Annotated in this window: 26 protein-coding genes; 21 read left to right on the forward strand and 5 right to left on the reverse strand. The window is 55.7% G+C overall.

Annotated features, from left to right (window positions below; genetic code table 11):
• Positions 1 to 82 precede the first annotated feature (82 nt).
• The 3 genes from LJN55_RS11140 (at position 83) to tyrR (ending at position 4,199) form a co-directional block, all read left to right on the forward strand.
• Entirely contained in the window at positions 83 to 1,480 is a 1,398-nt protein-coding gene (locus tag LJN55_RS11140; protein ID WP_133845028.1) for a YcjX family GTP-binding protein, read from the forward strand.
• Positions 1,477 to 2,532, forward strand: a complete 1,056-nt coding sequence (locus LJN55_RS11145; RefSeq protein ID WP_227536257.1) for a YcjF family protein — start codon at positions 1,477 to 1,479, stop codon at positions 2,530 to 2,532. The genes LJN55_RS11140 and LJN55_RS11145 overlap by 4 nt, the downstream gene beginning before the upstream one ends.
• A gap of 101 nt (positions 2,533 to 2,633) precedes the next feature.
• Positions 2,634 to 4,199 (forward strand): transcriptional regulator TyrR, encoded by a 1,566-nt coding sequence (gene tyrR, locus LJN55_RS11150; RefSeq protein WP_133845024.1) that lies wholly within the window; start codon positions 2,634 to 2,636, stop codon positions 4,197 to 4,199.
• A gap of 3 nt (positions 4,200 to 4,202) precedes the next feature.
• Here tyrR and LJN55_RS11155 read toward each other — a convergent pair whose 3' ends face one another.
• On the reverse strand, positions 4,203 to 5,030 hold the full coding sequence (locus tag LJN55_RS11155; RefSeq protein ID WP_227536258.1) for a LysR substrate-binding domain-containing protein: 828 nt from the start codon (positions 5,028 to 5,030) through the stop codon (positions 4,203 to 4,205).
• 97 nt (positions 5,031 to 5,127) lie between these two features.
• Here LJN55_RS11155 and LJN55_RS11160 point away from each other — a divergent pair, with 97 nt between their 5' ends.
• Positions 5,128 to 5,865 (forward strand): SDR family NAD(P)-dependent oxidoreductase, encoded by a 738-nt coding sequence (locus LJN55_RS11160; RefSeq protein ID WP_227536259.1) that lies wholly within the window; start codon positions 5,128 to 5,130, stop codon positions 5,863 to 5,865.
• A 122-nt stretch (positions 5,866 to 5,987) separates the two neighbouring features.
• Here the strand turns inward: LJN55_RS11160 and tpx are convergent, their stop codons facing one another.
• Positions 5,988 to 6,491: a thiol peroxidase gene (gene tpx, locus LJN55_RS11165; RefSeq protein WP_227536260.1), complete on the reverse strand. Its 504-nt coding sequence runs from the start codon at positions 6,489 to 6,491 to the stop codon at positions 5,988 to 5,990.
• Positions 6,492 to 6,610: 119 nt separating this feature from the next.
• On the opposite strand from tpx, the gene ycjG reads away from it, so the two are divergent.
• Positions 6,611 to 7,594 carry an L-Ala-D/L-Glu epimerase gene (gene ycjG / locus LJN55_RS11170; protein ID WP_227536261.1) on the forward strand — a complete coding sequence of 328 codons (984 nt, stop codon included), beginning with the start codon at positions 6,611 to 6,613 and terminating at the stop codon, positions 7,592 to 7,594.
• Here ycjG and mpaA read toward each other — a convergent pair.
• The gene (gene mpaA / locus LJN55_RS11175; protein WP_133845014.1) at positions 7,574 to 8,281 is read right to left on the reverse strand and encodes a murein tripeptide amidase MpaA; all 708 of its coding nucleotides are present in this window, start codon (positions 8,279 to 8,281) and stop codon (positions 7,574 to 7,576) included. The two genes, ycjG and mpaA, sit on opposite strands and share 21 nt — an antisense overlap.
• 152 nt (positions 8,282 to 8,433) lie before the next feature.
• On the opposite strand from mpaA, the gene LJN55_RS11180 reads away from it, so the two are divergent.
• From LJN55_RS11180 to licT, 3 genes are all read left to right on the forward strand, one after another.
• Positions 8,434 to 10,050 (forward strand): ABC transporter substrate-binding protein, encoded by a 1,617-nt coding sequence (locus tag LJN55_RS11180; protein ID WP_227536262.1) that lies wholly within the window; start codon positions 8,434 to 8,436, stop codon positions 10,048 to 10,050.
• 621 nt (positions 10,051 to 10,671) lie between these two features.
• Positions 10,672 to 10,995: a hypothetical protein gene (locus tag LJN55_RS11185; RefSeq protein WP_227536379.1), complete on the forward strand. Its 324-nt coding sequence runs from the start codon at positions 10,672 to 10,674 to the stop codon at positions 10,993 to 10,995.
• Positions 10,996 to 11,167: 172 nt separating this feature from the next.
• The gene (licT, locus tag LJN55_RS11190; protein WP_133845010.1) at positions 11,168 to 12,031 is read left to right on the forward strand and encodes a BglG family transcription antiterminator LicT; all 864 of its coding nucleotides are present in this window, start codon (positions 11,168 to 11,170) and stop codon (positions 12,029 to 12,031) included.
• A 64-nt stretch (positions 12,032 to 12,095) separates the two neighbouring features.
• Here licT and LJN55_RS11195 read toward each other — a convergent pair whose 3' ends face one another.
• The gene (locus LJN55_RS11195; protein WP_133845009.1) at positions 12,096 to 13,280 is read right to left on the reverse strand and encodes a sugar transporter; all 1,185 of its coding nucleotides are present in this window, start codon (positions 13,278 to 13,280) and stop codon (positions 12,096 to 12,098) included.
• A 276-nt stretch (positions 13,281 to 13,556) separates the two neighbouring features.
• Between LJN55_RS11195 and glsB the strand changes: the two genes are divergently transcribed.
• Complete coding sequence (gene glsB / locus LJN55_RS11200; RefSeq protein ID WP_227536263.1) at positions 13,557 to 14,480, forward strand: glutaminase B; 924 nt, start codon at positions 13,557 to 13,559, stop codon at positions 14,478 to 14,480.
• 154 nt (positions 14,481 to 14,634) lie between these two features.
• Positions 14,635 to 14,811: a hypothetical protein gene (locus LJN55_RS11205; protein ID WP_159337159.1), complete on the forward strand. Its 177-nt coding sequence runs from the start codon at positions 14,635 to 14,637 to the stop codon at positions 14,809 to 14,811.
• A gap of 94 nt (positions 14,812 to 14,905) precedes the next feature.
• Here the strand turns inward: LJN55_RS11205 and LJN55_RS11210 are convergent, their stop codons facing one another.
• Entirely contained in the window at positions 14,906 to 16,324 is a 1,419-nt protein-coding gene (locus LJN55_RS11210) for an MFS transporter (protein WP_227536264.1), read from the reverse strand.
• Positions 16,325 to 16,440: 116 nt separating this feature from the next.
• Here LJN55_RS11210 and LJN55_RS11215 point away from each other — a divergent pair, with 116 nt between their 5' ends.
• The 11 genes from LJN55_RS11215 to LJN55_RS11265 all read left to right on the forward strand — a co-directional run bounded on the left by LJN55_RS11215 (position 16,441) and on the right by LJN55_RS11265 (position 26,271).
• Positions 16,441 to 17,295 carry a helix-turn-helix transcriptional regulator gene (locus LJN55_RS11215; RefSeq protein ID WP_227536265.1) on the forward strand — a complete coding sequence of 285 codons (855 nt, stop codon included), beginning with the start codon at positions 16,441 to 16,443 and terminating at the stop codon, positions 17,293 to 17,295.
• 62 nt (positions 17,296 to 17,357) lie between these two features.
• Positions 17,358 to 18,233 (forward strand): NAD(P)-dependent oxidoreductase, encoded by an 876-nt coding sequence (locus LJN55_RS11220; RefSeq protein ID WP_227536266.1) that lies wholly within the window; start codon positions 17,358 to 17,360, stop codon positions 18,231 to 18,233.
• Between the two features lie 206 nt (positions 18,234 to 18,439).
• Positions 18,440 to 18,895: an RrF2 family transcriptional regulator gene (locus LJN55_RS11225; protein WP_133845000.1), complete on the forward strand. Its 456-nt coding sequence runs from the start codon at positions 18,440 to 18,442 to the stop codon at positions 18,893 to 18,895.
• A gap of 240 nt (positions 18,896 to 19,135) precedes the next feature.
• On the forward strand, positions 19,136 to 19,480 hold the full coding sequence (locus tag LJN55_RS11230; RefSeq protein WP_133844997.1) for a helix-turn-helix domain-containing protein: 345 nt from the start codon (positions 19,136 to 19,138) through the stop codon (positions 19,478 to 19,480).
• Between the two features lie 336 nt (positions 19,481 to 19,816).
• A complete protein-coding gene (locus LJN55_RS11235; protein ID WP_227536267.1) occupies positions 19,817 to 20,848 on the forward strand; it encodes an isopenicillin N synthase family dioxygenase in 1,032 nt (343 codons plus the stop codon).
• Between the two features lie 14 nt (positions 20,849 to 20,862).
• Positions 20,863 to 21,669 carry a MetQ/NlpA family ABC transporter substrate-binding protein gene (locus LJN55_RS11240; protein ID WP_133844993.1) on the forward strand — a complete coding sequence of 269 codons (807 nt, stop codon included), beginning with the start codon at positions 20,863 to 20,865 and terminating at the stop codon, positions 21,667 to 21,669.
• A 1-nt stretch (position 21,670) separates the two neighbouring features.
• Positions 21,671 to 22,468 carry a methionine ABC transporter ATP-binding protein gene (locus LJN55_RS11245; protein WP_227536268.1) on the forward strand — a complete coding sequence of 266 codons (798 nt, stop codon included), beginning with the start codon at positions 21,671 to 21,673 and terminating at the stop codon, positions 22,466 to 22,468.
• 17 nt (positions 22,469 to 22,485) lie between these two features.
• Positions 22,486 to 23,118, forward strand: coding sequence for a methionine ABC transporter permease (locus LJN55_RS11250; protein ID WP_167864770.1), 633 nt, complete (start codon positions 22,486 to 22,488; stop codon positions 23,116 to 23,118).
• Positions 23,119 to 23,192: 74 nt separating this feature from the next.
• Positions 23,193 to 24,212, forward strand: coding sequence for an AI-2E family transporter (locus tag LJN55_RS11255; RefSeq protein ID WP_133844989.1), 1,020 nt, complete (start codon positions 23,193 to 23,195; stop codon positions 24,210 to 24,212).
• A 71-nt stretch (positions 24,213 to 24,283) separates the two neighbouring features.
• Entirely contained in the window at positions 24,284 to 25,240 is a 957-nt protein-coding gene (locus LJN55_RS11260; protein ID WP_212814306.1) for an AEC family transporter, read from the forward strand.
• A gap of 569 nt (positions 25,241 to 25,809) precedes the next feature.
• On the forward strand, positions 25,810 to 26,271 hold the full coding sequence (locus LJN55_RS11265) for a fimbrial protein (protein ID WP_227536269.1): 462 nt from the start codon (positions 25,810 to 25,812) through the stop codon (positions 26,269 to 26,271).
• Positions 26,272 to 26,627 lie beyond the last annotated feature (356 nt).

Here is a 26,627-nt window from a genome sequence, read left to right on the forward strand (position 1 = left end):
CGAATTATTTTGGGTATAAAGCAGCAATGGCATGAGGATGTTACGATAAGGAACACACAACAATAAGGTGCCAACGCCACAGATGAAACGACTACAACATGAATTGCTGTCGCTGGTGAATCGCGGCGCGGATCGCCATCTGCGCCTGGCGGTCACCGGATTAAGCCGCAGCGGAAAAACCGCTTTTATTACCTCGCTGGTGAATCAACTTCTTAACGTCAATTCCGGTGCTCGTCTGCCGATGTTCTCGGCCGTGCGCGAACAGCGTCTGCTGGGCGTGAAACGCGTCCCACAGCGCGATCTCGGTATCCCGCGTTTTACTTACGATGAAGGCGTGGCTCAACTCTATGGCACACCGGCGGCCTGGCCAACGCCAACCCGTGGCGTCAGTGAAATTCGCCTGGCGCTGCGCTACCGTTCGCAGGCATCACTGCTTCGCCACTTTAAAGAGACCTCCACGCTTTATCTGGAGATCGTCGACTACCCTGGCGAATGGCTGTTAGACCTGCCGATGCTGGAACAGGATTACCTGAGCTGGTCGCGTCAGATGACGGGCCTGTTACAGGGTGACCGCGCCGAATGGGCGCTGCAGTGGCGCCAGCTATGTGAAGGGCTGGACCCGCTGGCCCCGGCAGATGAAAACCGCCTGGCCGATATTGCCGCCGCCTGGACCGAATACCTACAGCGCTGTAAACAGGAAGGCCTGCACTTTATCCAGCCAGGCCGCTTTGTGCTGCCCGGTGACATGGCCGGCGCACCCGCCCTGCAATTTTTCCCCTGGCCCGAGGTGGCAGAAGGGGGAGAAACGCGCCTGGCGCAGGCCGATGCGGGCAGTAATATCGGCACGTTGCGCGCCCGCTATCAGTATTATTGCCAGCACGTGGTGAAGGGGTTTTATAAAAATCACTTCCTGCGTTTCGATCGTCAGATCGTGCTGGTGGACTGTTTGCAACCGCTCAACAGCGGGCCGCAGGCGTTTAACGATATGCGCCTGGCGTTGACCCAACTGATGCAAAGCTTCTCCTATGGCCAGCGCACGCTGTTTCGCCGTCTGTTTTCTCCGGTTATCGACAAACTGCAGTTTGCCGCCACCAAATCCGACCATGTCACCGCCGATCAACATGCCAATCTGGTGTCGCTGCTCCAGCAACTGGTGCAGGATGCCTGGCAGAACGCGGCGTTTGAAGGCATCAAGATGGACTGCATCGGGCTGGCCTCCGTGCAGGCCACCCAAAGTGGCCGTGTTGATCACCAGGGAGAAAGCATTCCGGCACTGCGTGGGCACCGTCTGTCCGACAACACCCCGCTGACGGTTTACCCCGGTGAAGTGCCACCTCGCCTGCCGGGACAGGCATTCTGGCAGGATCAGGGGTTCCATTTTGAACAGTTCCGCCCGCAGGATCTGGATGTTGACCGGCCTTTGCCACATATCCGGATGGATGCTGCACTAGAGTTTTTACTGGGAGATAAACTGCGATGAACGCACCCATTAAACCAAGAATTGATTTTGCCCAGCCGCTCAGTGACGAACCGGCGCCTGTTTTACGCCAGCAGCAGGCGTTTGCTGAGCAGCAGGATAACTTCGTGGCTACGGAGCCAGAGCTGGATGTTGAACCGGAAGGTGCCGGTGAGCTGGCGGTGGAAGCCGCACTGCGGCCTAAACGCAGCCTGTGGCGCAAAATGGTGATGGCGGGTCTGGGTCTGTTTGGTGTCAGCGTGGTTGCTCAGGGCGTACAGTGGGCACACCAGGCATGGATAATCCAGGACTGGATCGGCCTCGGCGGCAGCGTGGCGGGCGGGTTGATTATCGCGGCAGGGGCCGGATCGTTGATCGGCGAATGGCGCCGTCTTTACCGCCTGCGTGAAAGGGCGGAAGAACGTGACGTGGCGCGTGAACTGCTGGCCAGCCACGGCAGCGGTCAGGGCCGCGCGTTCTGCGAGAAGCTGGCGCAGCAGGCGGGGCTGGAGTCTGGTCACCCGGCCCTGCAACGCTGGCAGGCTTCGTTGCATGAAACGCAAAACGATCGTGAAGTGGTTGCACTGTATGCCCAACTGGTGCAGCCGGTGCTGGATCGGCAGGCACGGCGTGAAATCAGCCGTTATGCCGCTGAATCGACGTTGATGATTGCCGTCAGCCCGCTGGCGTTGGTGGATATGGCCTTTATCGCCTGGCGCAATCTGCGTCTGGTGAACCGCATTGCTGCGCTGTATGGCATTGAGCTGGGTTATTTCAGTCGGCTGCGGCTGTTCCGCCTGGTGCTGTTGAACATCGCTTTTGCCGGTGCGTCGGAGCTGATCCGCGAAGTGGGCATGGACTGGATGTCACAAGATCTTGCCGCCCGACTTTCCACCCGCGCCGCACAGGGGATTGGAGCCGGGCTGCTGACCGCCCGCCTCGGGATTAAAGCGATGGAGCTGTGCCGCCCGCTGCCGTGGCTGGAAGGGGATAAACCCCGCCTTGGTGATTTCCGCCGTGAGCTGATAGGGCAGTTAAAAGAGAGCGTGCAGCGCAGCGGGAAGGACAATCCATAAACAGACTGTCAACTTTTCATGACAGAACACTTCTGGCCTGACGAGGGATAGCGTATTATCCATCAATACGCTCCGCACTGTGATAATAAAGGTTAAAACGCATGCGTCTTGAAGTTTTTTGCCAGGATCGAATCGGTCTGACCCGTGAACTGCTGGATCTGCTGGTTGAACGCAGCATCGATCTACGCGGTATCGAAATTGCCGCCATTGGCCGCATCTATCTTAACTTTTCCACCGTCAGCTTTGAGCAGTTCAGCCAGCTGATGGCGGAAATCCGCCGCATTCCCGGCGTCACTGACGTGCGTACCGTCTCCTATTTGCCCTCAGAGCGTGAACATCGCGCACTGAGCGCGCTGCTGGTCGCCCTGCCTGATCCGGTGTTCTCCATTGACCTGAAAAGCAAAGTGGAACTGGCGAACCCGGCGGCCCAGGCCCTGTTTTCCCTTAATGAAGAGAAGATGCGCAATTACAGTGCCGGATCGTTGATCGCCGGTTTCAATTTCCAGCACTGGCTGGAGAGCGAACGCATTGAGGCTGAAGCGCATCACGTTGTGCTGCAGGGGCGCGACTTCCTGATGGAGATCACACCGATCTATGCACAGGACGAAGATACGGCGGCCCCGAACCCGGTCGGCGGCGTGGTACTGCTGAAATCCACAGCGCGTATGGGCCAGCAGCTGCAGAATCTTATCGTGAATGATGATAGTGAGTTCCAGCACATTGTTGCCGTCAGCAGCAAAATGCGCCAGGTGGTGGATCAGGCACGAAAACTGGCAATGCTCGATGCACCCCTGTTGATTGTGGGCGATACCGGTACCGGAAAAGATATGCTGGCCCGCGCCTGCCATCTGCGCAGTGCGCGCGGGAAAAAACCTTTCCTGGCGTTGAACTGTGCCTCGCTGCCGGATGATGTTGCCGAAAGTGAGCTGTTCGGACATGCGGCTGGCGCTTACCCCAATGCGCTGGAAGGGAAAAAAGGGTTCTTTGAACAGGCCAGCGGTGGCTCCGTGCTACTGGATGAAATCGGGGAAATGTCACCTCGCATGCAGACCAAACTGCTGCGTTTCCTCAATGATGGCACTTTCCGCCGTGTCGGCGAAGAGCACGAAGTTCATGTGAATGTGCGGGTGATCTGCGCCACGCAGAAAAACCTGATGGAGCTGGTGCAGCGCGGTGAGTTCCGCGAGGATCTGTTCTACCGTCTGAATGTACTGACGCTTAACCTGCCGCCGTTGCGCGATCGTCCACAGGACATCCTGCCGCTGACCGAAATGTTTGTCGCACGCTTTGCAGATGAGCAGGGCGTACCACGGCCAAAACTCTCCGCACAGCTGAATGCCTTCCTGACCCGTTACACCTGGCCGGGCAACGTGCGCCAGTTGAAAAATGCGCTGTATCGCGCACTGACTCAACTGGACGGCTATGAGCTGCGTCCACAGGATATTGTGTTGCCTGAATATGCGATGGAGATGCCGCTGGGGGATGATGCAATTGAAGGGTCGCTGGACGATATCACCAGCCGCTTTGAGCGCTCAGTATTAACCCGGCTTTATCTCTCTTATCCCAGCACGCGCAAACTGGCAAAACGCCTGGGTGTCTCGCACACCGCGATTGCCAATAAGTTGCGTGAATATGGTTTGAGCCAGAAAAAGAGCGATCCTGAATAAGGGTTACCGCGTTTCGCGCAGGTAATCAATCAGTGCTCTGAGCGGCGTGGGCACCACCGTATTGCCGGGATAATAGAGTGAATAGCCGGTAAACGGGGGTGTCCAGTCACTGAGGAGCGGCACCAGCTCACCGTCTGCTATCGCCACGTCCACCAGGGTGCCGAACAGATAGCTGATGCCCGCCCCTTGTTTCACGGCGGCAACCAGTAATTCCGGCTCATTGACTCTCAAGGGGGCTGCGATATCCACCTCCAGCCTTTTTCCGTTCTTCTCAAACTCCCATCGCCACGCTGTATGATCCGACGGGCGAAAGTAAGAGAGACAGCGGTGCTGATGCAGATCTGCCGGATGCTGTGGGCATCCGTTTTGTGCCAGATACTGAGGGGAGGCCACCACGTGCATCTGCACATTGCCTCCCAGTGGAACAGCAATCATATCCTGATGCAGTTTTTCCCCCAGCCGTATCCCCGCGTCATACCCTGCGCTGACAATATCAATCAATCCCTCTTCTGACACAATCTCCACCTCAATCTCTGGATAACGGGCCATAAATCCGGCCACTTGAGGGGCCAGCAGATGCAGCGCTGCCAGCCTTGGAGCATTGATGCGCAACGTGCCTCTGGGAATGCGGCTGTGGCTGGCAAGGTCGGCTACTGCCGCATCCAGCTCGGCCAGCAGCGGATGCAACCGGGCAATCAGCGCTGCACCGGCTTCCGTCGCAGCCACGCTCCGCGTGGTCCGGTTCAACAGGCGAGCGGCAGCACGGGCAAAATTGCCGCATTCCGCAATAGCCATCAGCGCCCGCAACTCCATAAATTCACTGCCACGCATTCTGTCTTTCCTGCTTAATACTCCATGAAGATTAAACAGTATTATTTAATAACCCGCTCAGTGCCAGACTCTCCTCTCTTAACACGAGGAGTAAACCATGAGTTTTAAGCAGCAACGCATCCTGATTACCGGCGGAAGCAGTGGTATTGGTCTGGCAGGCGCACAGCAATTAGCACGTGAAGGGGCTGAACTGATCGTTACCGGTCGTAACCCACAACACCTGGCAGAGGCAGCCAGGTTATTACCGGGGGAAACCCGGGTACTGCGTTCGGACAATAGTGAGCCTGACGATTTGACGGCATTAGTTGAGTGCGTGAAACAGACGGGGCCGCTGGATGGGCTGTGGCTGAACGCGGGTTATGCCGCTGTGGCACCCTGCGATCGGCAAGATAAGACGTTCTTTGATGCGATGATGTCGGCGAATGTGCGTGGCCCGGTATTACAACTGGCCGCGCTGTCCACTTTCCTGAAACCGGGGGCAGCCGTTGTTGTGACAGCCTCGTCTTCAGCCTATGAAGGTGCGGCGGCGACCAGTATCTATGCCGCCACTAAAGCGGCGCTGATAGCCTTAACGCGCTGCTGGGCAACGGAACTGGCGGCACATCAGATTCGGGTTAATTGTCTGGTGCCTGGCCCGATAAGCAGCGAGCTACGCAGCTTCCTGCCGGCGGATCAACGTGAGGAATTTGAACAGGGTGTGCTGGCTCAGGTGCCGTTAGCGAGGATAGGACGAGCAGAAGAAGCGGCGGCGGTCGCGCTGTTTTTGCTGTCAAGCGCTGCGAGTTATGTGACCGGGAGTCAGTACTGCGTGGACGGGGGATTGCTGATGCGATAGAGCAGGCCACAAGGACCAACAAACTGCGTGAATATGGCTTGAGCCAGAAGAAGAGCGATCCGTCGTAGGGGCGAGGCACGCCTCGCCCTGGGTCGGGCATGCCCGACCCCTACGAAAAAATATTACTTCAACGCTGCCAGTGCGGCATCGTAGTCTGGCTCAGTGGTGATCTCATTCACCAGTTGGCTGTAGATGACGTTATCTTTTTCATCCAGAACCACAACCGCGCGCGCAGTCAGTCCGGCCAGTGGGCCGTCAACGATTGCCACGCCGTAGTCCTTTTTGAAGTCGCCGCCACGCAGGGTGGAGAGGGTGACCACATTGCTCAGGCCATCGGAGCCGCAGAAACGTGACTGGGCAAACGGCAGGTCTGCTGAAATACACAACACAACGGTGTTATCAACATCACCCGCCAGCTGATTAAATTTACGCACGGACATGGCACACACGCCGGTATCAATGCTTGGGAAGATGTTAAGCACTTTGCGTTTGCCCGCATACTGGGACAGGGAGACATCGGAGAGATCTTTGGCCACCAGGGTGAACGACTTTGCTGGCTGGCCCGGCGCTGGCAGTTGCCCGTCAACGGAAACCGGATTGCCCTGGAAATGTACGGTCTGAGACATAATCTATCCTTTTAATGTTAATGGTGTTTAACCTGCTTCAGTGTATGCCATGCTGAAGCAGTGAGACAGTATAAATGCGACACAATGTGCTGGCATCAACTCAGATTAAGGATTGAAGCATGAGATCAGTGAAGACTTACCCGGAAAGCTGGCCGTTACATTCGCCGTTTGTGATCGCACGCGGTGCCCGCAATGAAGCGGGTGTGGTGGTGGTTGAACTGGAAGAAAATGGCATTAAATCCATCGGTGAATGCACGCCTTATGCACGATACGGCGAGAGTGAAGCCTCGGTGCTGGCGCAGATTACCGCGTTGTTGCCTGCGTTGCAGCAGGGGTTGACCCGGGCAGAGCTTCAGCAGCAGCTGCCTGCGGGGGCCGCGCGCAATGCGATCGACAGTGCCCTGTGGGATCTGGAGGTGGCGCGTGGCGGGCAAAGCCTGTGGCAATTAACAGTAAGCCATGCACCTGCGCAAATCACGATGGCGCAAACCGTGAGCATCGATGTACCCGAAATGATGGCCAGCAGTGCTTTGGCGCTATGGGAGAACGGGGCCAGATTACTGAAAATTAAACTCGACGATCATCTGATTACCGAACGTCTGGTGGCGATCCGCAGTGCCGTGCCGCAAGCCACGTTGATTGTCGATGCTAACGAATCCTGGCACAGCGAGGGGCTGGCGGCCCGCTGCCAGTTGCTGGCTGATCTCGGCATCGCCATGCTGGAACAGCCACTGCCTGCGGCTGATGATGCGGCGCTGGAGAACTTTATTCACCCCTTGCCGATCTGCGCGGACGAGAGCTGTCACACCGCAGAAAGCCTGCCTGCGCTGCACGGACGCTATGACATGGTGAACATCAAACTGGACAAAACCGGGGGCCTGACGGCCGCGCTGGAACTGGCGCAGGCCGCGCAGGCACAGGGATTTGCCATTATGCTCGGCTGCATGCTGTGCACCTCACGCGCCATTCGTGCCGCGTTGCCGCTGGTGCCGCAGGCGCGTTTTGTCGACCTGGATGGCCCCACCTGGCTGGCGGTGGACGCCGAGCCTGCTCTGCCGTTTAGCTGCGGACGCATTGAGCTGTCACGGTTGCCAGTAGAGTAAATCGACCAGCGCCCCCAGATAGCGTTCGGTCGCTTCATCGGCCGCAATCGGTGGGAATTCGGCGGTGATGCAGGGCAGGTTGATATCGGCGCACCAGCTGCCAAACGAGCCTGGCGTGGCATACCCGACGCTGGTGACCAGCGGCAGGCCCGTTTTTGCCGCCAGCCAGTGCCCCAGGGGGCTGCTGTGCGGATCTTCAATACAGGCCAGCGGTTCATGGAAGGTGACAATCCAGGCCGGGGAGAGCTGGTGAATCAGCTGGCAAAGCGCCTTCGTTTCCGGTTCGGAAGCGGCATGCTCACCAGTGGACAACAGCACATCGCGCTCCTCTGCGACACTGTTCCAGCGGTAAACCGTGTCGCCATGCTGCCAGTTGGCAGCAGGAAAGTTTCGGTTAAGATCCACGCCATTGGCGTTGGCGCGCAGCCCGAGCTGGCAACCGTCCGGGTTTACCGCGAGCACCACATGATGCCGACGATGGCTATCCTGCAACGTGCGCATGGCGCAGGAGAGAGTGACCACCGCAGCGGTTTCATCACCATGCGTACCGGCAAGGATCAGCCCGCTGTCATCGTCCGCCAGCGGGGCCGGGAACCAGAGCAGCGGTGCGCCCAGCACGGACTGTCCATAGTGTTGCGTGGGGGCATCCAGACGACCACGCAGAGGCCGGGGGTGAAGTAATGACATTGTCCTGCTCCTGAGAGAAAGTTCTGCGCTAAGCCTGGCACATCACCCGCTGCGGTTCATCATAAAAACACTGTTTCGCAGCGTGCAATTTGCGTTAGAGTGCCAGCAGTACAAAAACACCCGCCGTTTCGCTGACAGGTAAGGATATCTCTATGAGGACATCATCATCTTTTGCGCTGGCTGCTTTAGCGCTATGTATCAGCTCAACTTTGCACGCTGCCGACGTTCCGGCAGGGACTCAACTGGCCGCACGACAGGAAATTGTCCGTCATATTAAAGATGAACCGGCCTCGCTGGACCCGGTGAAAGCGGTCGGCTTACCTGAAATTCCGGTGATCCGCGATCTGTTTGAGGGGCTGACCAATCAGGATGCCAGCGGGAAAATCATTCCCGGCGTGGCGACGGCCTGGCAGACCAATGATAATAAAACCTGGATTTTCACGCTAAGAAAAGATGCCCGCTGGTCAAATGGTGACACTGTCACAGCGGCGGATTTTGTTTACAGCTGGCAGCGCCTGGTTGATCCAAAAAACACCTCAACCTTCGCCTGGTTTGCTGAGCTGGCCGGGATTGAAAATGCGGGTGCGATTGTTAAAGGTGAGATGAGCCCGGATAAACTGGGCGTCAGTGCCATTGATGCCACCCATCTGAAAGTCACACTCGATAAACCGGTACCTTATTTTGTCAGCCTGACGGCCAACTTCAGCCTGTTCCCGGTGCCGCAAAAGGTGATTGCACAATATGGCGATCAGTGGACGCGTGCGGGCAATCTGGTCGGTAACGGGGCGTATCAGCTAAACAACCGGGTGGTGAATGAGAAGGTCGAGCTGGTGCGTAATCCGCACTACTGGGATGATGCACATTCGGTGCTTACCAAGGTCACCTTTGTACCGATCAGTGAAGAGTCCAGCGCGACCAAACGTTACCGCGCCGGGGATATCGATATTACCGAGTCCTTCCCGAAAGAGCTTTACGGGCTGCTGAAGAAAGAGATCCCTGCAGAGGTCTACACACCTGACCAGCTCGGCACCTATTATTATGCATTCAACACCCAGAAGGGCCCGACGGCCGATGTTCGCGTGCGTCAGGCGCTCTCCTGGTCCATCGACCGTAAAGTCATTGCGGAGAAAGTGCTGGGCACGGGCGAAAAACCCGCCTGGCATTTTACGCCGGATGTCACGGCAGGTTTTACCCCGAAAGCCAGCTTTATGCAGCAGCACAGTCAGGCAGAACTTAACGCGCAGGCCAAAGCACTGCTCGCGGCGGCAGGTTATGGTCCCACGCATCCGCTCAATTTGACGCTGTTGTATAACACCTCGGAAACACACAAGAAGATCGCCATTGCCGTGGCCTCCATGTGGAAGAAAAACCTTGGGGTCAATGTGAAGCTGCAAAACCAGGAGTGGAAGACTTACATTGATAACCGTAACAGCGGGAATTTCGATGTTATCCGCGCTTCCTGGGTGGGGGATTACAACGAGCCTTCGACGTTCCTCAGCCTGCTGACCTCAACGCATAGCGGTAATATCGCCCGCTTTAAAAGCAGCGAATATGATGCGGTGCTGGCGCAGGCCAGTCGTCAGACCAATGACAAAGCGCGTAACGACGACTACAACCGTGCTGAACAGATGATCGCCGGGCAGGCTCCGATTGCGCCGATCTATCAGTACACCAATGGTCGGTTGATTAAGCCTTATGTGAAGGGGTATCCCATCACCAATCCGGAAGATGTTGCTTACAGTCGTACAATGTATATTTTGAAGCACTGATGGCGAGGCGCACGGCTTAAGGTCTACGTTTACGTCCAGGTCAAAGGCGTTTCGCTTTCCCGCTACGCGGGCGAAGCGACAAGGGGCGGCCAGTCGCCGCCTCAACATCAAAACCCAGGTCAAAATCTAAGAAATTAAAACACCAACAAAAGCCAAGAATGGTTCGTTGGCGTTTGGTTTATTTTTAGTCCGTCTTTGATTGTTCTTTTGAGGTGGATGTTGACCTTTGAGCGGCAATTAAGCCTCGCCGAAGGAGAGCGGATTTCCAGGACGAGCCGACAGGACGTCGGCGAGAGGGTGAGCCGGGACAGGGATGTCCCGTCACGCCCGATCCGGCGGGAAAGCCGATCGACTGAGGGAACCCGCGTCAAGCGGGCGATGCGCCTGCCGCAAGCCCGGGTTCCCAGGGCGGCGGCGACTGGCCGCCCTGGGTCGCTCAGCCCGCGTAGCGGGAAAGCGAAACGCCCTTGACGTTGACGTTGACCCGGCCCCGGACCTAACCCTGGCCACGCCCCTAACACAACCAATACCCACGAAAAGCAGCAGTTAACGCTGCTGCTTCCGCTATTGAATCGCGCACGTTATGTGCACAATGATGCCATTCTGTCCGAAACGGTAATGATGATGAAACTGACCCCTCTGATGGTACTCTCTCTGCTACTCAGTGGCTGCGCTTTGAAGCAATATCCTGATTCTCCCCCGGTCAGTGCCGTGCAGGCCGATCAGCTGGATTGCCAGGGCGTACAGCAGCAACTTGCTGAACAACAAAAGGTCCAGCAGGATATCGATAAAACAGGGGAGTTTGACGCGTTGACGGTGGTCGGTGCCGCCATGGACTTCGGTATTGGCAACGGTATTGCGAAACATCAGGCGCAGAAGCAGGCGACAGAGCGCGAAGAACAGTTACAACAGCTGGCCGCAGCGAAGTGTTCACGCGCCAGTTAAGACACAAATCGTAACAAACCGGGAGATCTGTCACAGATTGGCAGCCTGGTACTTGAGACGCGCGTATAATCCCTTATCGTGTTCATCACTGGATTGTTACTGCATTTATGCAGGCAAAACCTGACCGCTGGAGCATATCTGGCTGTCAGGTTTTTTTGTTTCAGGCAGGGAAATGAAAATAGCAAAAGTTCTGAATAATAATGTAGTCATCGTTCATGACGAACAGGGTAATGAACAGGTGGTGATGGGGCGCGGGCTGGCGTTTAAAAAACGCAGTGGCGACGAGCTGGACCCAACGCTGGTCGAAAAAACCTTTGCCCTGAAAAGTCGGGAGCTGACCGGGCGCCTGAGCGAACTCTTGTCCGAAATTCCGCTGGAAGTGGTGATTGCCAGCGAATGCATTATCGCGCTGGCACGCGAGCAGTTGTCCTGCGCGTTGCACGAAAGCCTGGCGATTGCACTGACCGATCACGTCAATTTTGCGCTGACCCGTCATCAGCAGAATTTGCCGATCCGCAATGTGTTGCAGTGGGAAATTCGCAGTCTTTATCCGAAAGAGTATGCGGTCGGGCTGGCGGCACTGGATATTATAGAAAAGCGCTTAAAGGCGCGCTTACCTGAAGATGAGGCGGGGTTTATTGCCCTGCACCTGGTCAATGCCCAGCTGGGCAGCGAGATGCCTGCGGTGATGCATATCACCAAATTTATGCAGGAAATCCTGCATATTGTTAAGTATCAGCTGCAGCTGGATTACCAGACCGACTCGCTGAGTTACAACCGTTTTGTGACCCACCTGAAATTCTTTTCTCAGCGTATGCTGGGGAAACGCGGCGTCTATAGCGACGATGAATCGCTGCATGACGTGGTGCGCGACCGTTATCCTGATGCGTATAAGTGCGTGGAGAAAATTGACCGTCATGTGATGAAAAATTACGAATATACGCTGGGCAGTGAGGAGCGGATGTTTTTAACGATTCACATCGAGCGGGTCAGAAAAGAGACGCTGGCGTTGGGGGAGAGCCAGGACGAGGCATGATGTTTTTCGTTTAAGCGTGTGCAGTCAGGAGCGGGCATGAACACCCGATCCTGACCGCCACCGGTCAACCGTTGAGGCGCAACTGCGGATAACGCTTCATGCTGATGGCACACCACAACAGCGAAAGCATCCCGATGGCACCGCCGACGTAGCCGACACTTGCCATATTCAGGTGGAGACTCACCTGATTTCCCAGTAGCGCACCCGCACCGATACCAATATTGTAGATCCCGGACAGCAGCGACATCGCCACATCGGTCGCATCCGGTGCCAGGGCCAGCACGCGCACCTGCACGGCCAGACCAATCACCATCATCGCCATGCCCCAGACAATACACAGCGTGGAAATCGCCAGCGTGTGGGTGGCAGACACATACAGTGACAGCATCGACAGCGTAATTAATGCAATCGCGCCGAGCAAAAAGGTTGCCGGATATTTATTGCCGTAAATGCTGAACAGAATACTTCCCACAATGCCCGCTGCGCCGAAAATTAACAGCAGGAACGTGGTGAAACCGCCGCTCAGTGACGCCACACTCTGAATAAACGGCTCAATATAACTGTACGCGGTGTAGTGCGCCGTTACTGTTACTGCAATCAGAAGATACAGTGCGACCAGCGCCGGGCGGCGAAACAGCATAGGAACGCTTTTCAACGATCCGGTATGTTCACTTGGCAGCTTCGGTAACAGTTTGACCAGCAGCAGCATAGTCACCAGCGCCACCACACCAATCACAGCAAACGTGATGCGCCAGCCCAGCAACTGGCCGATCATACGGCCAATCGGCAAGCCCAGAACCATTGCCAGCGCGGTGCCCGTGGCCAGCATACTCAGTGCCTGGGTCTTTTTCCCCGGAGGGGCCACACGGATCGCCAGTGAAGCGGTAATCGACCAGAAAATCGCATGTGAAAAGGCAATACCAATGCGGGAGGCCACCAGGGTGGTGAAATCCCACGCCACCGAGGAGAGAGCATGGCTGGCAATAAACAGCACAAAGATCACAATCAACAACAGGCGACGCTCGACATTACGCGTTAGCAACATCATTGGCAGTGACATCAGCGCCACCACCCACGCGTAAATCGTGAGCATCAGGCCGACCTGCGCCGTCTGCATGGAAAAACTGCTACCGATATCTGACAGCAGCCCCACCGGAACAAACTCCGTGGTATTGAAAATAAACGCAGCAATAGCGAGCATGACCACGCGTAGCCATGCGGTCTTACGGGAAACAGTAGTTGATTGCATTGAAGTTAGCGATGTGTTGAAGGAATGTTAACCCGAAAGAACAGGTCAAAGAATAACGTGGGGATATTGTCTTTTATTTATTCGCCAGATGAAATAAAAAAATCAATAAAATTGTAAATCAGAATTTTTATATAAGCCGGGGTGATGACGAGCGCTTATTTCTCTGTGTAAAAGTGTCTGAACGTTTATCTGCATCAATGTTTGACGCCACTGCGGCCAGGCCGCAGAATCGCGCAGTAATTCAACCCATCAGGCAGCAGCAGAGGAAAGGTATACGTGAGCGTTCTGGATAATGCATTGTTGACGGACATCCTGCAGCAGGTCCGGCCATTGATTGGTCAGGGAAAGGTGGCTGACTACATTCCGGCTCTGGCCGAGGTGCCTGCTGACCGTCTGGGTATTGCGGTCTGTATGCTTGACGGCACCGTCTATCAGGCGGGCGATGCGCAGGAGCGTTTCTCCATCCAGTCGATCTCCAAAGTGCTGTCACTGACGCTGGCGCTGACGCGCTATCAGGACAGTGAAATCTGGCAGCGGGTCGGCAAAGAACCCTCCGGCCAGCCGTTCAACTCGCTGTTGCAGCTGGAATTGGAGCAGGGCAAACCGCGAAATCCGTTTATCAATGCCGGCGCGCTGGTTGTGTGTGACATGCTGGAAACCCGCCTTACCGCGCCGCGTCAGCGTATGCTGGAGGTAGTCAGAAGCCTGACCCAGGAACCGGACATTGCCTATGATCGCCATGTGGCGCGTTCGGAGTATGACCATTCCGAGCGCAATGCCGCTATTGCCTGGCTGATGAAGTCTTTCGGTAATTTCGATAATGATGTACCGAAGGTACTGCAAACCTATTTTCATTACTGCTCAATGACGCTGAGCTGCGTCGAACTGGCGCGCTGCTTCCTTTATCTTGCTAACCATGGCAAAGGTCTGGGGCAGGAGGAACCGTTGCTGACGCCGAAACAGACGCGACAGATCAATGCGTTAATGGTCACCAGTGGTATGTACGATGGCGCGGGCGAATTCGCCTGGCGCGTTGGCATGCCGGGTAAATCGGGCGTCGGTGGAGGTATTGTTGCGGTGGTGCCGGGGGAAATGAGCATCGCCGTCTGGTCGCCGGAGCTGGATGGTTCAGGCAACTCGCTGGCCGGAACAGCCGCGCTGGAGCTGCTGGCGGAGCGTATTGGCCGGTCGATATTTTGATGCCGGAGCAGGTCTACTTCAACAGCGATTAATCACATGGCGTAATCAATGATTGATCGTGGTCAACGACCGGTTTAGCATGAATTGCTAATATTTTGCGCAGCGAAATAACACAACGCTCCACACAGCAATCCATGAACCTGAGAGGATAGGTATGACTATTCAGGCACGGCAGTTAACGCTTAATCATCAATTGCGCCAGTTTGGCGCGCTGGTCAAACTGGCTATGATCCGTTCCACGCCACAGAGTGTCGAAGTCTGGACCATGAGCGGCAATCGTCTGCGTTTCAGACCGACTCAACAGGTTGAGGCCCAGTTCGTCGCATGTTAACCCCCCCTTTGTGAAGATCGCCCGACACCGCTGTAACGGTGGGGTCGGGCTCCTGACCCTCATTCGATTTGTCCGTGTTAATAGCGCTGCTGCGTCAGCCTGGCTGTGTTGCCATTCTGCGCCGTGACATCAACGTCCGCACCACCAGTAACAGCATAATCAGCCATTCTGCTGCCAGCGCAGTCAGCACCGCATGCTGGTAATTACCCTTAATGTGCAGCGCCTGACTGAACACGGTTCCCAGTAGCATCGGGCCCAGACCGAACGCAGCCTGCTGCACTGTCGACAGCATTGCGCTGCCTGCACCTGCATGATCTTTTGAAACCTCAGCCAGACCAATACGGAAAAAACAGCTGACGATAAACGATTGCCCAAAGCCAACCAGTATCGTCGCCGGGATCAGGCTTACCACCCCGATCTGTGGCCAGTCGGTGTTGAACGTCACCATCAGCGCAAGCAGTCCTGTCATCTGCACCAGGCAGCCGATCAGCAGCGTGTTGACTTTGCCCAGCCGCTCAACAATCCGCGTCGACAGTAATGAACCGATAAAGTAGGCCACGCCCAGGGCAATAAAGGCATTACCTGACTGGAAGGCGTTCAGACCCAGTCCCGATTGCAGCGTCAGTGCCACCACAAACATGAAGCCGCTCCAGCAGGAGAAAAACAGCACGGCAATCGATAAGCCGAAACGCACGCTGTACAACCGCATCAGCGCTGGCGGCAGCAGTGGGGCGCCGCCCTGTTGTTCAATGCGCTCTTCTACCTGCCACAGGCGTTTCAGGAGCAGGGGGAAAGCAGCGAGCAGGGCAATACAGGGCCACGACCAGTGCAGCAGCGGGCCTAACGCCAGGGCGACCAGCAGGCAGCCAATACTTCCGGCCAGATACAGCGTTCCAGCCCAGTCGATGGCTACGCGCTGCGGCTTTTTCGTTTCAGGAATGGTGCGGGGTGCCATCAGTAAAACCAGCAGGCAGATGGGAATATTAATCAGAAACACACTGCGCCAGCCGTAACCGCCGGGATTGGCGTTAATCAGAAAACCACCCAAAACCTGACCAATGATAAAGGCCATGCCGCCAATGCCGCCGTATAAACCGAGCGCCCGTGAATGTTCGCGTCCGTGCAACGTGACATGCAGGGTCGCTAAGATCTGCGGCACGATCAGCGCTGCACCAATCCCCTGTAGAGCGCGTGCCAGTAATAATGTCCACACATCCGGAGTGATGCCGCACAGCAGGGAAGCGATGGCAAACACCACGACGCCGATGCAGAAGATGCGGCGGCGGCCAAAGTTATCGCCGAGCCGGCTTCCCATCGCCAGACTGACGGCAAAGGCGATGCCGTAGATCGCGACGATCAGCTCCAGTTGGATAGGGCTGGCGTGCAGCGTGGTGGACATGGCGTCGAGCGCCACATTGACAATAGAAAAATCAATCATCGGTAACAACTGACCCGCTAACAGCACTATCAAACCGCTGTGGCCGAGAGTGGTGGAATCAAAACCGCTTTTCATGATGCGTAACCCTTGTGTTAATCAGTATCCGGGCATAGCATCAGTGAAATATTAAACGGGTACCAGTGCTTGATTATCATAGTACCCGCACTACCTGTCTGAGTGGAGTGCCCCCTATGAGTGAGATCCCGCTGTCGCTGAGCAGCAGTGAAAAAAACCGTCAGCTGCTGGCCACATTTTTACGCAGTCGTCGTGAAAGCATTGATCCGGCGCGACTGGGAATGCCGCATCATCGCTCACGTCGCACCCCAGGATTACGCCGTGAAGAGGTGGCTCAGCTGGCGGACGTGGGCGTGACCTGGTACACCTGGCTTGAGCAGGGGCGTGAAATAAAACCCTCGCCGAAAACCCTGGCCGCGATTGCCACGGCGTTACAGTGTAACGAAGTCGAAACGCAGCATCTTTACCGGCTGGCCGGGCATCCCATGCCCGCCACTGCCGCAGCGAAAACCTGTGCCAAAGTCTCGGCGCATGGTCAAATCCTCCTCGACAGCCTTAACCCACTACCGGCCATTATCCAGACGCCGCGCTTCGATATTCTGGGTTATAACCCGGCATGGTGCCGCCTGATGAATGTCGACCTGGAGAGCATCGTGCCAGAAGACCGCAACTGTATTCTGCTGGCATTCACCCATCCGCAATGGCGGCAGGCGGTTGCCGATCAGGAACAGCTGATGCCGCATATGGTGGCGCTGTTTCGTACTCAAATGGGAGAACACCTCGACGACCCGCGTTGGCAGGAATTACTGGAACGCCTGTTGTCCGAATCCGAGGAATTTCGCGGCATGTGGCAGCGTTACGAGATCCGCGCCATCGACAACCATGTAAAGCGCTTTTACCATCCGGATGTGGGCATTATCACGCTGCGGCAGAATAACTGGTGGTCTGCACCGCGCAACGGCGACCGTTTGTTAGTCTATATTCCCAACGATGAACAGAGCGCGGCAGCACTCAAAAAAATCACCGATTGACTCTCTCAAGACTCAGGTATTCCTGAGTCAATCATGAAACAGGACAAGGACAGGAAGTGACTATGAATCAACACCCTTCGGTCGCGGTGCTCGGACTGGGCGCTATGGGCCACGCTTTTGCGGCTAATCTGCTGAAAAAATCATTTCACGTTTCTGGCTGGAACCGCACGCGCGCACGTGGTGAGGATCTGACGGCAGACGGGCTGGTGCTCTGTGATACCCCGGAACAGGCGGTGGCGGATGCGCAGGTGATCATCGTGATGCTTTCGGATGGCGCCACCACGCTGGCGACTTGTGCGCAGATCTTGCCGCTGCTGAAACCGGGTGCGGTACTGTGCCAGATGGGCACCATCGGCGTTGACGCCACACAACAGCTGATTGACAGCATTCACCAACAGCGCCCGGATGTGGTGCTGCTGGATGCCCCGGTATCCGGGACCAAGTCCCCCGCAGAGCAGGCACAGATACTGGTGCTGGCCAGCGGCGATCGTCAGCGTGCTGCCGCCATTGAACCGGTGTTTGCGGCGATTTCCAAAGGCGCGAAATGGCTGGGTGAAGCGGGTGCGGGATCAAAAATGAAACTGGTGGCAAACGCCTGGCTGGTTTCCGTGATGCAGGGCGTGGCGGAGAGTACTCAGCTGGCTCAGCAGTTTGGCTTCACCCCGGATGATTTCTGGCAGGTACTGGAGGGCGGCCCGCTGGCGGCACCCTATGTGAAAGGCAAGCTGTCAATGATTGCCGCGGGTGAATATCCGGCACAGATGCAGCTCACCTGGGCGCTGAAGGACGCAAGGCTGGCGCTGGAGGCGGCGGGCGATCGACCGATGCCTGGGCTGCAAACCATTGCCACCCAGTGGCAGGGTGCCGTCGATGCCGGCTATGGCGATAAAGATCTGTCTGTTGTCTATCGTTACCTGCACGAGCAGCATAAAAAGTAATCTGACAGGCGGGCAGGGCGCCGTGTATAAATCCCTGCAAATCATCATGATATGGTCAATAGCCCATAGTGCTTAGCCGGGTGCTTCATAAATGTGTCAAAGTTTGTTATATTAATAAACTGATATGTTTTATAGTTGACTGATTTTTAATGCTTTTATTGCAGTGATTCGTTTCCAGATGAACAGAAAAAAGCAAGGATCACATCATGCTTGATATTCGCTTTCCCACCGCATTACAAATGGTGTTATGTATCGCCAAGGCGGATGGCGAGGGGCAACGTTGCACCAGTAAAATTCTCGCCGATGGTTTAGATGCCAACCCGAGTTTTGTGCGCAAAATGATGGTGCCGCTGACGCGTGACGGCATTATTATCTCGACGCTTGGCCGCTGCGGGACGATCCGTCTTGGACGCCCGGCTGATCGCATCACGCTGTGCGAAATTTATACGTCAGTAATTGAAGATAAACCGTTGATGGCAGGGCGCCCGGACGTTCCGGCGCTGTGCGTGGTCAGCGCAAATGCCTGCTGGTATTTCAAAGAACTGGCAAGAGAAGCCGAGCAGGCGTCTCTCGATGTCCTGGCCAAACGCACGGTCGCTGATGCGCTGCGTGACATCATGCAGCGCGACTGCATCAATCCGGATCAGCGCTGCGCCTCCTGAGCATCGTCTCAAGCCCCTGTACTCACCGCGTGCGGGGGACTTGTCTTTCTTAACTTATTTCTGAAAATCCACAATTGACGATCCCCGATCGCGTTAACGATCGCACTTAATGCAACAATAAAACTTGCATTAAAGGGATGGCTGCCTTACCGTAATTAAATGCATTCGTGATAGTTGCTCTTTAGCATTCACCACCAACATTCATTTATAAATAGTGACCAATAAATCAGGGGATTTCCGATGAGCCATGATGATTTTATTAACGATCTCGTCAAGTGGATCGATACACACATTGAAGGGAAAATGGATTTAGACACCGTTTCTGCCCGTGCCGGTTACTCAAAATGGCACCTGCAACGTATGTTTAAACAGCACACCGGCCATGCGCTGGGTGAATATATTCGTGAACGCCGCCTGAAAAAATCCGCTGAACGTCTCGCAAGGGGCGGTGAGCCGATTCTGGACGTGGCCATCAGTTTTGGTTTTGATTCTCAGCAGTCATTTAACCGCAGCTTCAAACGTCAGTTCGGTCAGTCACCGGGCGCATGGCGTCGTCAGGTTCAGATTGCAGCCCACGCAGCCTGATAGCAGCATCCCCCTGACAGGTGAGCGGACAACAGTTTGTCCGCTCACATGAGTCACTTTCGCGTAAGCTGCCCAGCCTTGTGCCCACTGCAAATACCGCCCAGTCCCGATTTCCCCCCCCTCATTTCTGCCGCCACCTTCAGATGATCGTTGCTGACGAAAATAACAATCACGCATTCAGCATTGCAGATTGATGTTATCCATCTATGTATAAACCATTGCCAATATTGATATTTTACCGCCAGCTCAAAACACGGAATATTGTTCTTATAAGACAGCAATAAGGAGAAGGGCAGCGCCCTTCGCCGCGCGTCCTGAACCCGTTACGGAGCAACCATGACCCAGATCACCTCACTACCGATCCTCGACTTCTCACAGCTGGATGGCGATGCCGAACAGCAGCAGGCGTTTTTACAAAAACTCAACCGCTCCGCGCGCGATGTCGGTTTTTTCTACCTGATCAATCATGGCGTTGATGCAGCACTGTCGGCGAAGGTGCAGCAGTTGTCTCGTCAGTTTTTCGCCCTGTCGGACGACGACAAGCAGCAGGTATCGATGATCCACTCCCCGCATTTTCGCGGCTATAACCGCGCGGGATCGGAACTGACGCGCAGCCAGCCAGACTGGCGTGAACAGTTTGATATCGGTGCTGAACGCCCGGCGCTGGTGCTGCAATCGGCTGAAGCAGGCTGGAAGCGCCTGCAGGGACCGAACCTGTGGCCGGAAGCCTTGCCGGAACTGAAGCCCACGCTGCTGCACTGGCAGCAGGAGATGACCGCCATGTCTCAGCGACTGCTGCGCGCTTTCGCTCAGGCACTTGAGCTGGCCCCGGATGCCTTCGACCCGCTATACGGCGAAAAACCTAACGAACATATCAAGTTGATCCGCTACCCCGGCCAGACGGCAGAAACCACCAGTCAGGGCGTGGGCGCACACAAAGATTCTGGCTTCCTCAGCTTTCTGTTGCAGGACCAGCAGCGCGGTTTACAGGTGGAAGTGGAGCCGGATCGTTGGGTGGATGCTCTGCCTTTGCAGGGGGCTTTTGTGGTCAATATCGGCGAACTGCTTGAGCTGGCCAGCAACGGCTATCTGCGCGCTACCGTCCACCGCGTGGAATCCCCGCCCAACGGGCAGGACCGTCTGTCGATTGCCTTTTTCCTTGGCGCACAGCTGGATGCCGTGGTGCCTGTTTTCACGCTGCCGGAAGAGATTGCCCGCCTGGCACAAGGCCCGGCGAGCGATCCGCTCAACCCGCTGCTGCGTGACGTCGGCTGGAACTATCTGAAAGGCCGGTTGCGCTCCCATCCGGATGTCGCAGCCCGCTGGTATCAGGAATTACAACAACAACAACCTCAACACACCGCTTAATGAAAGGAACTGCAATGATCAAACATGCTCCATTTTCTCTGGCAGGGATCGCGTTATCCATGACACTGGCTTTTTCAGCTCAGGCGGCGGAGGCGCTACGCATCGCGGCTGATGCCGTGCCGCACGCTGAAATTCTTAACTATGTGAAGAAAATTGACCCGTCACTCGATCTCAAAATTATTGAACTGACCAGCGGCGTCAACGCCAACGAACTGCTGGCGCATGGCGATGTCGATGCCAACTATTTCCAGCACGTGCCGTATCTGCGCGATCAGGAAAAAGCGCTGGGGCAGACCTTTACCGTGGCCGCCACGGTGCACATTGAGCCGCTCGGCATCTATTCACATAAAGTGAAAAACCTGAAAGACGTGCCGAACAAAGGGACGGTGGCGGTTCCGAACAACGTCACCAACCTGAGCCGTGCACTTTACCTGCTGCAAAGCGAGGGGCTGATCACCCTGAAACCGGGCTTCAACGATCCGGCAAAAAACCAGGCAACGCCGAAAGATATCGCGACTAACCCGAAAAACCTGAAAATTCTTGAAGTGGAGTCGCCACAGATCCCACGTTCGCTGGATGATGTCGATCTGGCGATCATCAACGGCAACTATGCGCTGGAAGCAGGGCTGAACCCGGCAAAAGACGCACTGGGCCTGGAAAGCGCCAAAAATAACCCATATGCCAATATCCTGGTCACCACACCCAAACTGGCTAATGATCCGCGCATCAAACAGCTGGCGAAAGATCTGGAGTCGAAGCAGGTCGCTGAGTTTATTCAGCAGACTTATAAAGGCTCTGTGATCCCGGTCGCAGGGAAATAATATGATTGATATCGAGAATGTCACCCGGCGCTACAGCCCAGACCAGCGCCCGGCGCTTGATAATGTCTCGCTGACCATCCCCGATGGTTCGATATTTGGCATTCTCGGCCGCAGCGGGGCGGGGAAAAGTACCCTGATCCGCTGTCTTAATCTGCTTGAACGCCCCGACGCCGGTCGGGTACTGGTCGATGGACAGGACATTACCCGCCTGAGCCAGGCCGCCTTGCGCCAGCAGCGGCAGCGCAGTGGGATGATTTTTCAGCATTTCAATCTGCTGCACTCGCGCAGCGTGGCGGGTAATGTGGCTGTACCGCTGGAAATTGCCGGGGTGAAAGCCTCACAGCGGCGGGTACGCGTGGCAGAGCTGCTGGATTTAGTCGGGTTGAGTGATAAAGCGAACGCCTTTCCTACTCAGCTTTCCGGTGGTCAGCAGCAGCGGGTCGGTATTGCGCGGGCGCTGGCTGCACAGCCGGGATATCTGCTCTGCGATGAAGCAACAAGCGCCCTCGACGTGGAGACCACGGCATCGGTGCTGGCGCTGTTACAGCAGATTAATCAGCAGTTTGGTCTGACCATCGTGATGATCACCCATCAGCTGGAGGTAGTGAAAGCGATTTGCGATCGTGCTGCGCTGCTGGAGGGCGGTAAGATCGTTGAGAGCGGGGCGCTGAGCACGCTCCTGCGTCAGCCGGACTCAGTACTGCGTAAAGCATTGCTGCACGATCCGCAGGCAGAACAACGTTTCCTGCAACGTCATGGCATCCACGGAGGTGACCTGTGCGCGGTAGCCTGGACCTGAATGAGCTGTGGGAACTGATGTCGGCGGCCACGCTGGAAACCCTGTATATGGTGGCGCTGGCCGGGCTGTTTACGTTTCTGATCGGCCTGCCGCTGGGTGTGCTGCTGAAGGTCGGGCGTCACGACGGTATTCTGCCGCTGCCGCGCCTGAATGCGCTGCTGGGTGCGGTGGTTAACGTCGGTCGTTCTCTGCCGTTTGTGGTGCTGCTGATTGCGCTGATCCCGCTGACGCGCATCATTGTCGGGACCACGCTGGGCAGCAGTGCGGCTGTCGTGCCGATCACCATTGGTGCCATCCCGTTTTTTGCCCGCATCGTCGAAAACGCGCTGGATGAGGTCAATAAAGGACGGATTGAAGCCATCGTGTCAATGGGCGGTAGCGGCTGGCATGTGGTCAGCAAAGTCCTGTTGCCGGAAGCGTTACCCGCACTGCTTGCAGGCATGACGCTGACGCTGGTGATGCTGATTGGTTTCTCTTCGATGGCAGGCGTGATTGGCGGCGGCGGGTTAGGGGACCTGGCTATCCGCTACGGTTACCAGCGTTTTAATCAGCCAGTGATGATTGGCACCGTGGTCGTTTTGATCCTGCTGGTGCAGGCCGTACAGATGGTGGGCGATCGCCTGGTGCGACAGCTGGCTCATCGCCGTTAATTCAGCAAAATCTGGCGCCCGCATAGTATACTGTCTGAATTCGCTTCATTTTTTTCCTTCAGACAGGATTGGTCATGGAAATACGGAACGTTAATCGGGCGCAATTATGCCAGGTCACCAGCTACGGCCTGATTTTTATTGCGCTGTTCGCCATCTTCCCGCTGCGTTTGTTGCCCTGTTTTCTTGCCGGCTTTATCGTCTATGAAACCATTCTGGCCCTGACGCCCTTAGTGGAACGTCTGGTGAAGGGGCCGATTGCCCGCTGGATCAGCATTATGTTTCTTAGCGTGGTGATTATTCTTTCGCTGGTCACCGGCATCACCAAGCTGATCGGCTTCCTATTGCATGACTTCCAGAACCCTGCCGCCTTCCACGCCACGGCCAGCAAACTGCTGGAGGATGCCCAGCACACGCTGTCGCCCGTGATTACGCGCTATCTGCCTTCGGACATCGATGAACTGCAGAACCAGGTAGTGACCTGGCTGCGTGAACATCTGGTGGTGGTGCAGACCTTTGGCCGCAGTGCGGCACATACCTTTGCCACCATGCTGATTGGCATGCTGTTGGGCGCGATCATCTCACTGCGCACCAGCAGCGGAATCCGCCCTGAAGCGCCGCTGAAGCAGGCGATGCTGGACCGCTTAACCACCCTGGCGGCGGCGTTTCACAATGTGGTGTTTGCACAGATTAAAGTGTCGCTGGTCAATACCATCCTGACCTGCGGTTTCCTGTTCGGCGTGTTGCCGATGTTTGGCCTGCATTTCCCGTTTGCTAAAACCGTCGTGGTGCTGACCTTTATCGCCGGGCTGCTGCCGATTATCGGTAATCTGATTTCCAATACGGTGATTGTGCTGATCGGTCTTTCTATCTCGCTGGAAGCCGCGCTGATTGCCCTGATTTACCTCGTGCTGATCCACAAGCTGGAATACTTTATCAACGCGCGGATTTTTGGCAGCCGCATCAGCGCCAAAACCTGGGAGATCCTGTTAGCGATGCTGGTGTTTGAATCGGCCTTTGGCCTGGCCGGCGTGGTGGCCGCCCCGGTCTATTACGCCTACCTGAAAGCGGAGCTGCGTGCCAGCAGACTGATTTAGGGCCTGGCCTGTCAGGCTATTTTACTTGCGCTATGCTGGCCGGGAAATTTCCCGGCCCTGACGGATAATCCATGTCGTTATTGACCACGCTGCTTCATCAGATCTTTATTTCCATGCCGCTGTTTGTGCTGATCGCTCTGGGATGGCTGCTGGTGCGCTGGCGTCAGTGGCCGGAGAGTATCACCAGCGCCATTAACCGGCTGGTGTTCCGCGTGGCGCTGCCTGCCATGCTGTTTCGCCTGATGTGCGACTTCAGTGATGGGCCGTCGGTGGATGCCCGCCTGCTGATTGCCTTTTTCGGCGGCTGTCTGCTGGTGTTTATCATTGGCCGGATTGTGGCATCTAAGGTGTTTAAGCTTGATGGCGTGGCCGGTTCGGTGTTTGCCCTCGGCGGGATTTTCTCCAATAATGTGCTGCTGGGCCTGCCCATTGCCCGCGTGATGCTGGGTGACGAGGCGATCCCCTCCGTTGCGCTGGTGCTGGTGTTTAACGGCTTAATTCTCTGGACGCTGGCCACCGTTTCGGTGGAGTGGTTCAGGCATGGGGCGCTTAACCTGAAGGGCTTCGGCAATACCGCGCTCAGCGTACTGAAAAATCCTCTGATTATCGGCATCCTTTCCGGCACCTTGTTCAGCCTGACCGGGCTGCCATTGCCTGTCTTCGTTGATCAGCCCGTGACCATGCTGGGGCAGATCGCCGTGCCGTTGGCGCTGGTGGCACTGGGCATGAGTCTGGCGAGTTACCGGATTAAAGAAGGGCTGGCCATCAGCTATGCGCTGAGCGCCATTAAGCTGATCGTGCAACCCCTGGTCGTGTGGGGCCTGGCCTGGATGATTGGGCTGCCGCCGATGGAAAGTAAAGTGGTGGTACTGCTGGCCTCCATGGCCGTGGGCGTGAACGTGTATTTAATGTCGCAGCAGTTTAACGCGCTGACGGGGCCTGCGGCGACGAGCATGCTTTTGACCACGATTTTCTCTGCGCTAACCACACCGTTGTTTATGTTGGTTATGGGTGTGGTTTATGGGTGAGTTAGTGCCCGCCAGGCAGCGGCATGCTGTTACTCGATCTCTTTTTCCTTTAAGTAAATGGCAAGCCAGGAAACGAATTCAAAAGGAGAAGGGCGTAAAAAAGAGACATCACCGATATCTCCCTGGGTGAGATTATTAAGATACAACCTGGCTGTTTCATTATCTGAGAACTCACGGATGAATTCAGAGGCTTCGTTCTGAAGATCTGATTTCAATCCGGTAACCAATTCAGTTGCAGCGTCAACGATCTCAGGATAGTTTTCTCCGTAGGCATCCGCATCGTTGCCCAGGAATGATGTCCTGACCCTGGCCTTTCCTTTTACAGGTAATGCACATCTTCTTGCAGCTAGTCGCTTAAATCGTTCCTATGGTTCAGCATATCCCGAGCTCTGCCAGGCAGTATATCGGAGAATCTCTACCTTCACCAAGAAAGTGCCATCCCTTACACAACAACACTCTGTCGCACAATTACTCACCACGTGGTGATATAGTGGCAAGGCGTCATCAGCGCTGAGTGATAACCAGGTAAATACAATTACTTTTATTAACAGTGTATTAAAGGAGTTCTTATGTCTAACGGAATGGTTAATTTCAAAGCAAAAGTTATCAGTGGGTCAATGACCCTTCCACTCTTGCGTCGAGCTATTGAGTCGGCCGAACCGGGGCGACCAGATATTAATGTGGATATGGGGCAGGTGAGTGAAAGCCTTTTCACTATGGTGAATGAAACGGCCTCCGGCGTGATATTTGAAATACGGTTTAATAACCCGGATGCGCAAAAAGTGAGTATTACTTTCAACGGCGTTGCCTCCGACGTCATCGATGGGGTTATCGGTACAACCAATCCCACGGTGGGGGTTCAGTTGCAAGACGATGACGGCAATATTGTGCCAATAAACGAAACACGCGGCTATCCAGTCTACCCAGGCCCAAACGTGATCAGGTTCACATCCAGCCTGATTGCCACACACGTCCCTGTGATGGCAGGCCCTCTTGTCGCCAATGCCGTCTTCACCCTGGCGTACATCTGATAGTGAGTTAGCTAAACGTCAGCCCCGGCATCGTCCGGGGCTGAGTTGTTACTGTGGAGGCGCAAACCCTTCTCTGATGTATTCCTGCAGTTCGGCCCCGAAGTACCAGGCAACCAAACCCATTCCAATCACGACGATCGTGATAATTTTCTTGTTCATGGCGACGACATCCTGTGTTGAGAGGGGCCTACCTGAGGTATCCCATAAAATATGACAGGCATAAACCTGTACAGGCTAAGTTCTTTCGGTTTGCCAGTGGCACACACCATCAACACGGAGCGATCGGAAAAAACGATCGACCTCTACGATAAATCGTATTGTCGTGGCGGTTTTAAAATCCACAGCGAGCAACTGCT

The sequence above is a fragment of the Erwinia rhapontici genome (genome assembly GCF_020683125.1).
GTDB lineage: Bacteria > Pseudomonadota > Gammaproteobacteria > Enterobacterales > Enterobacteriaceae > Erwinia > Erwinia rhapontici.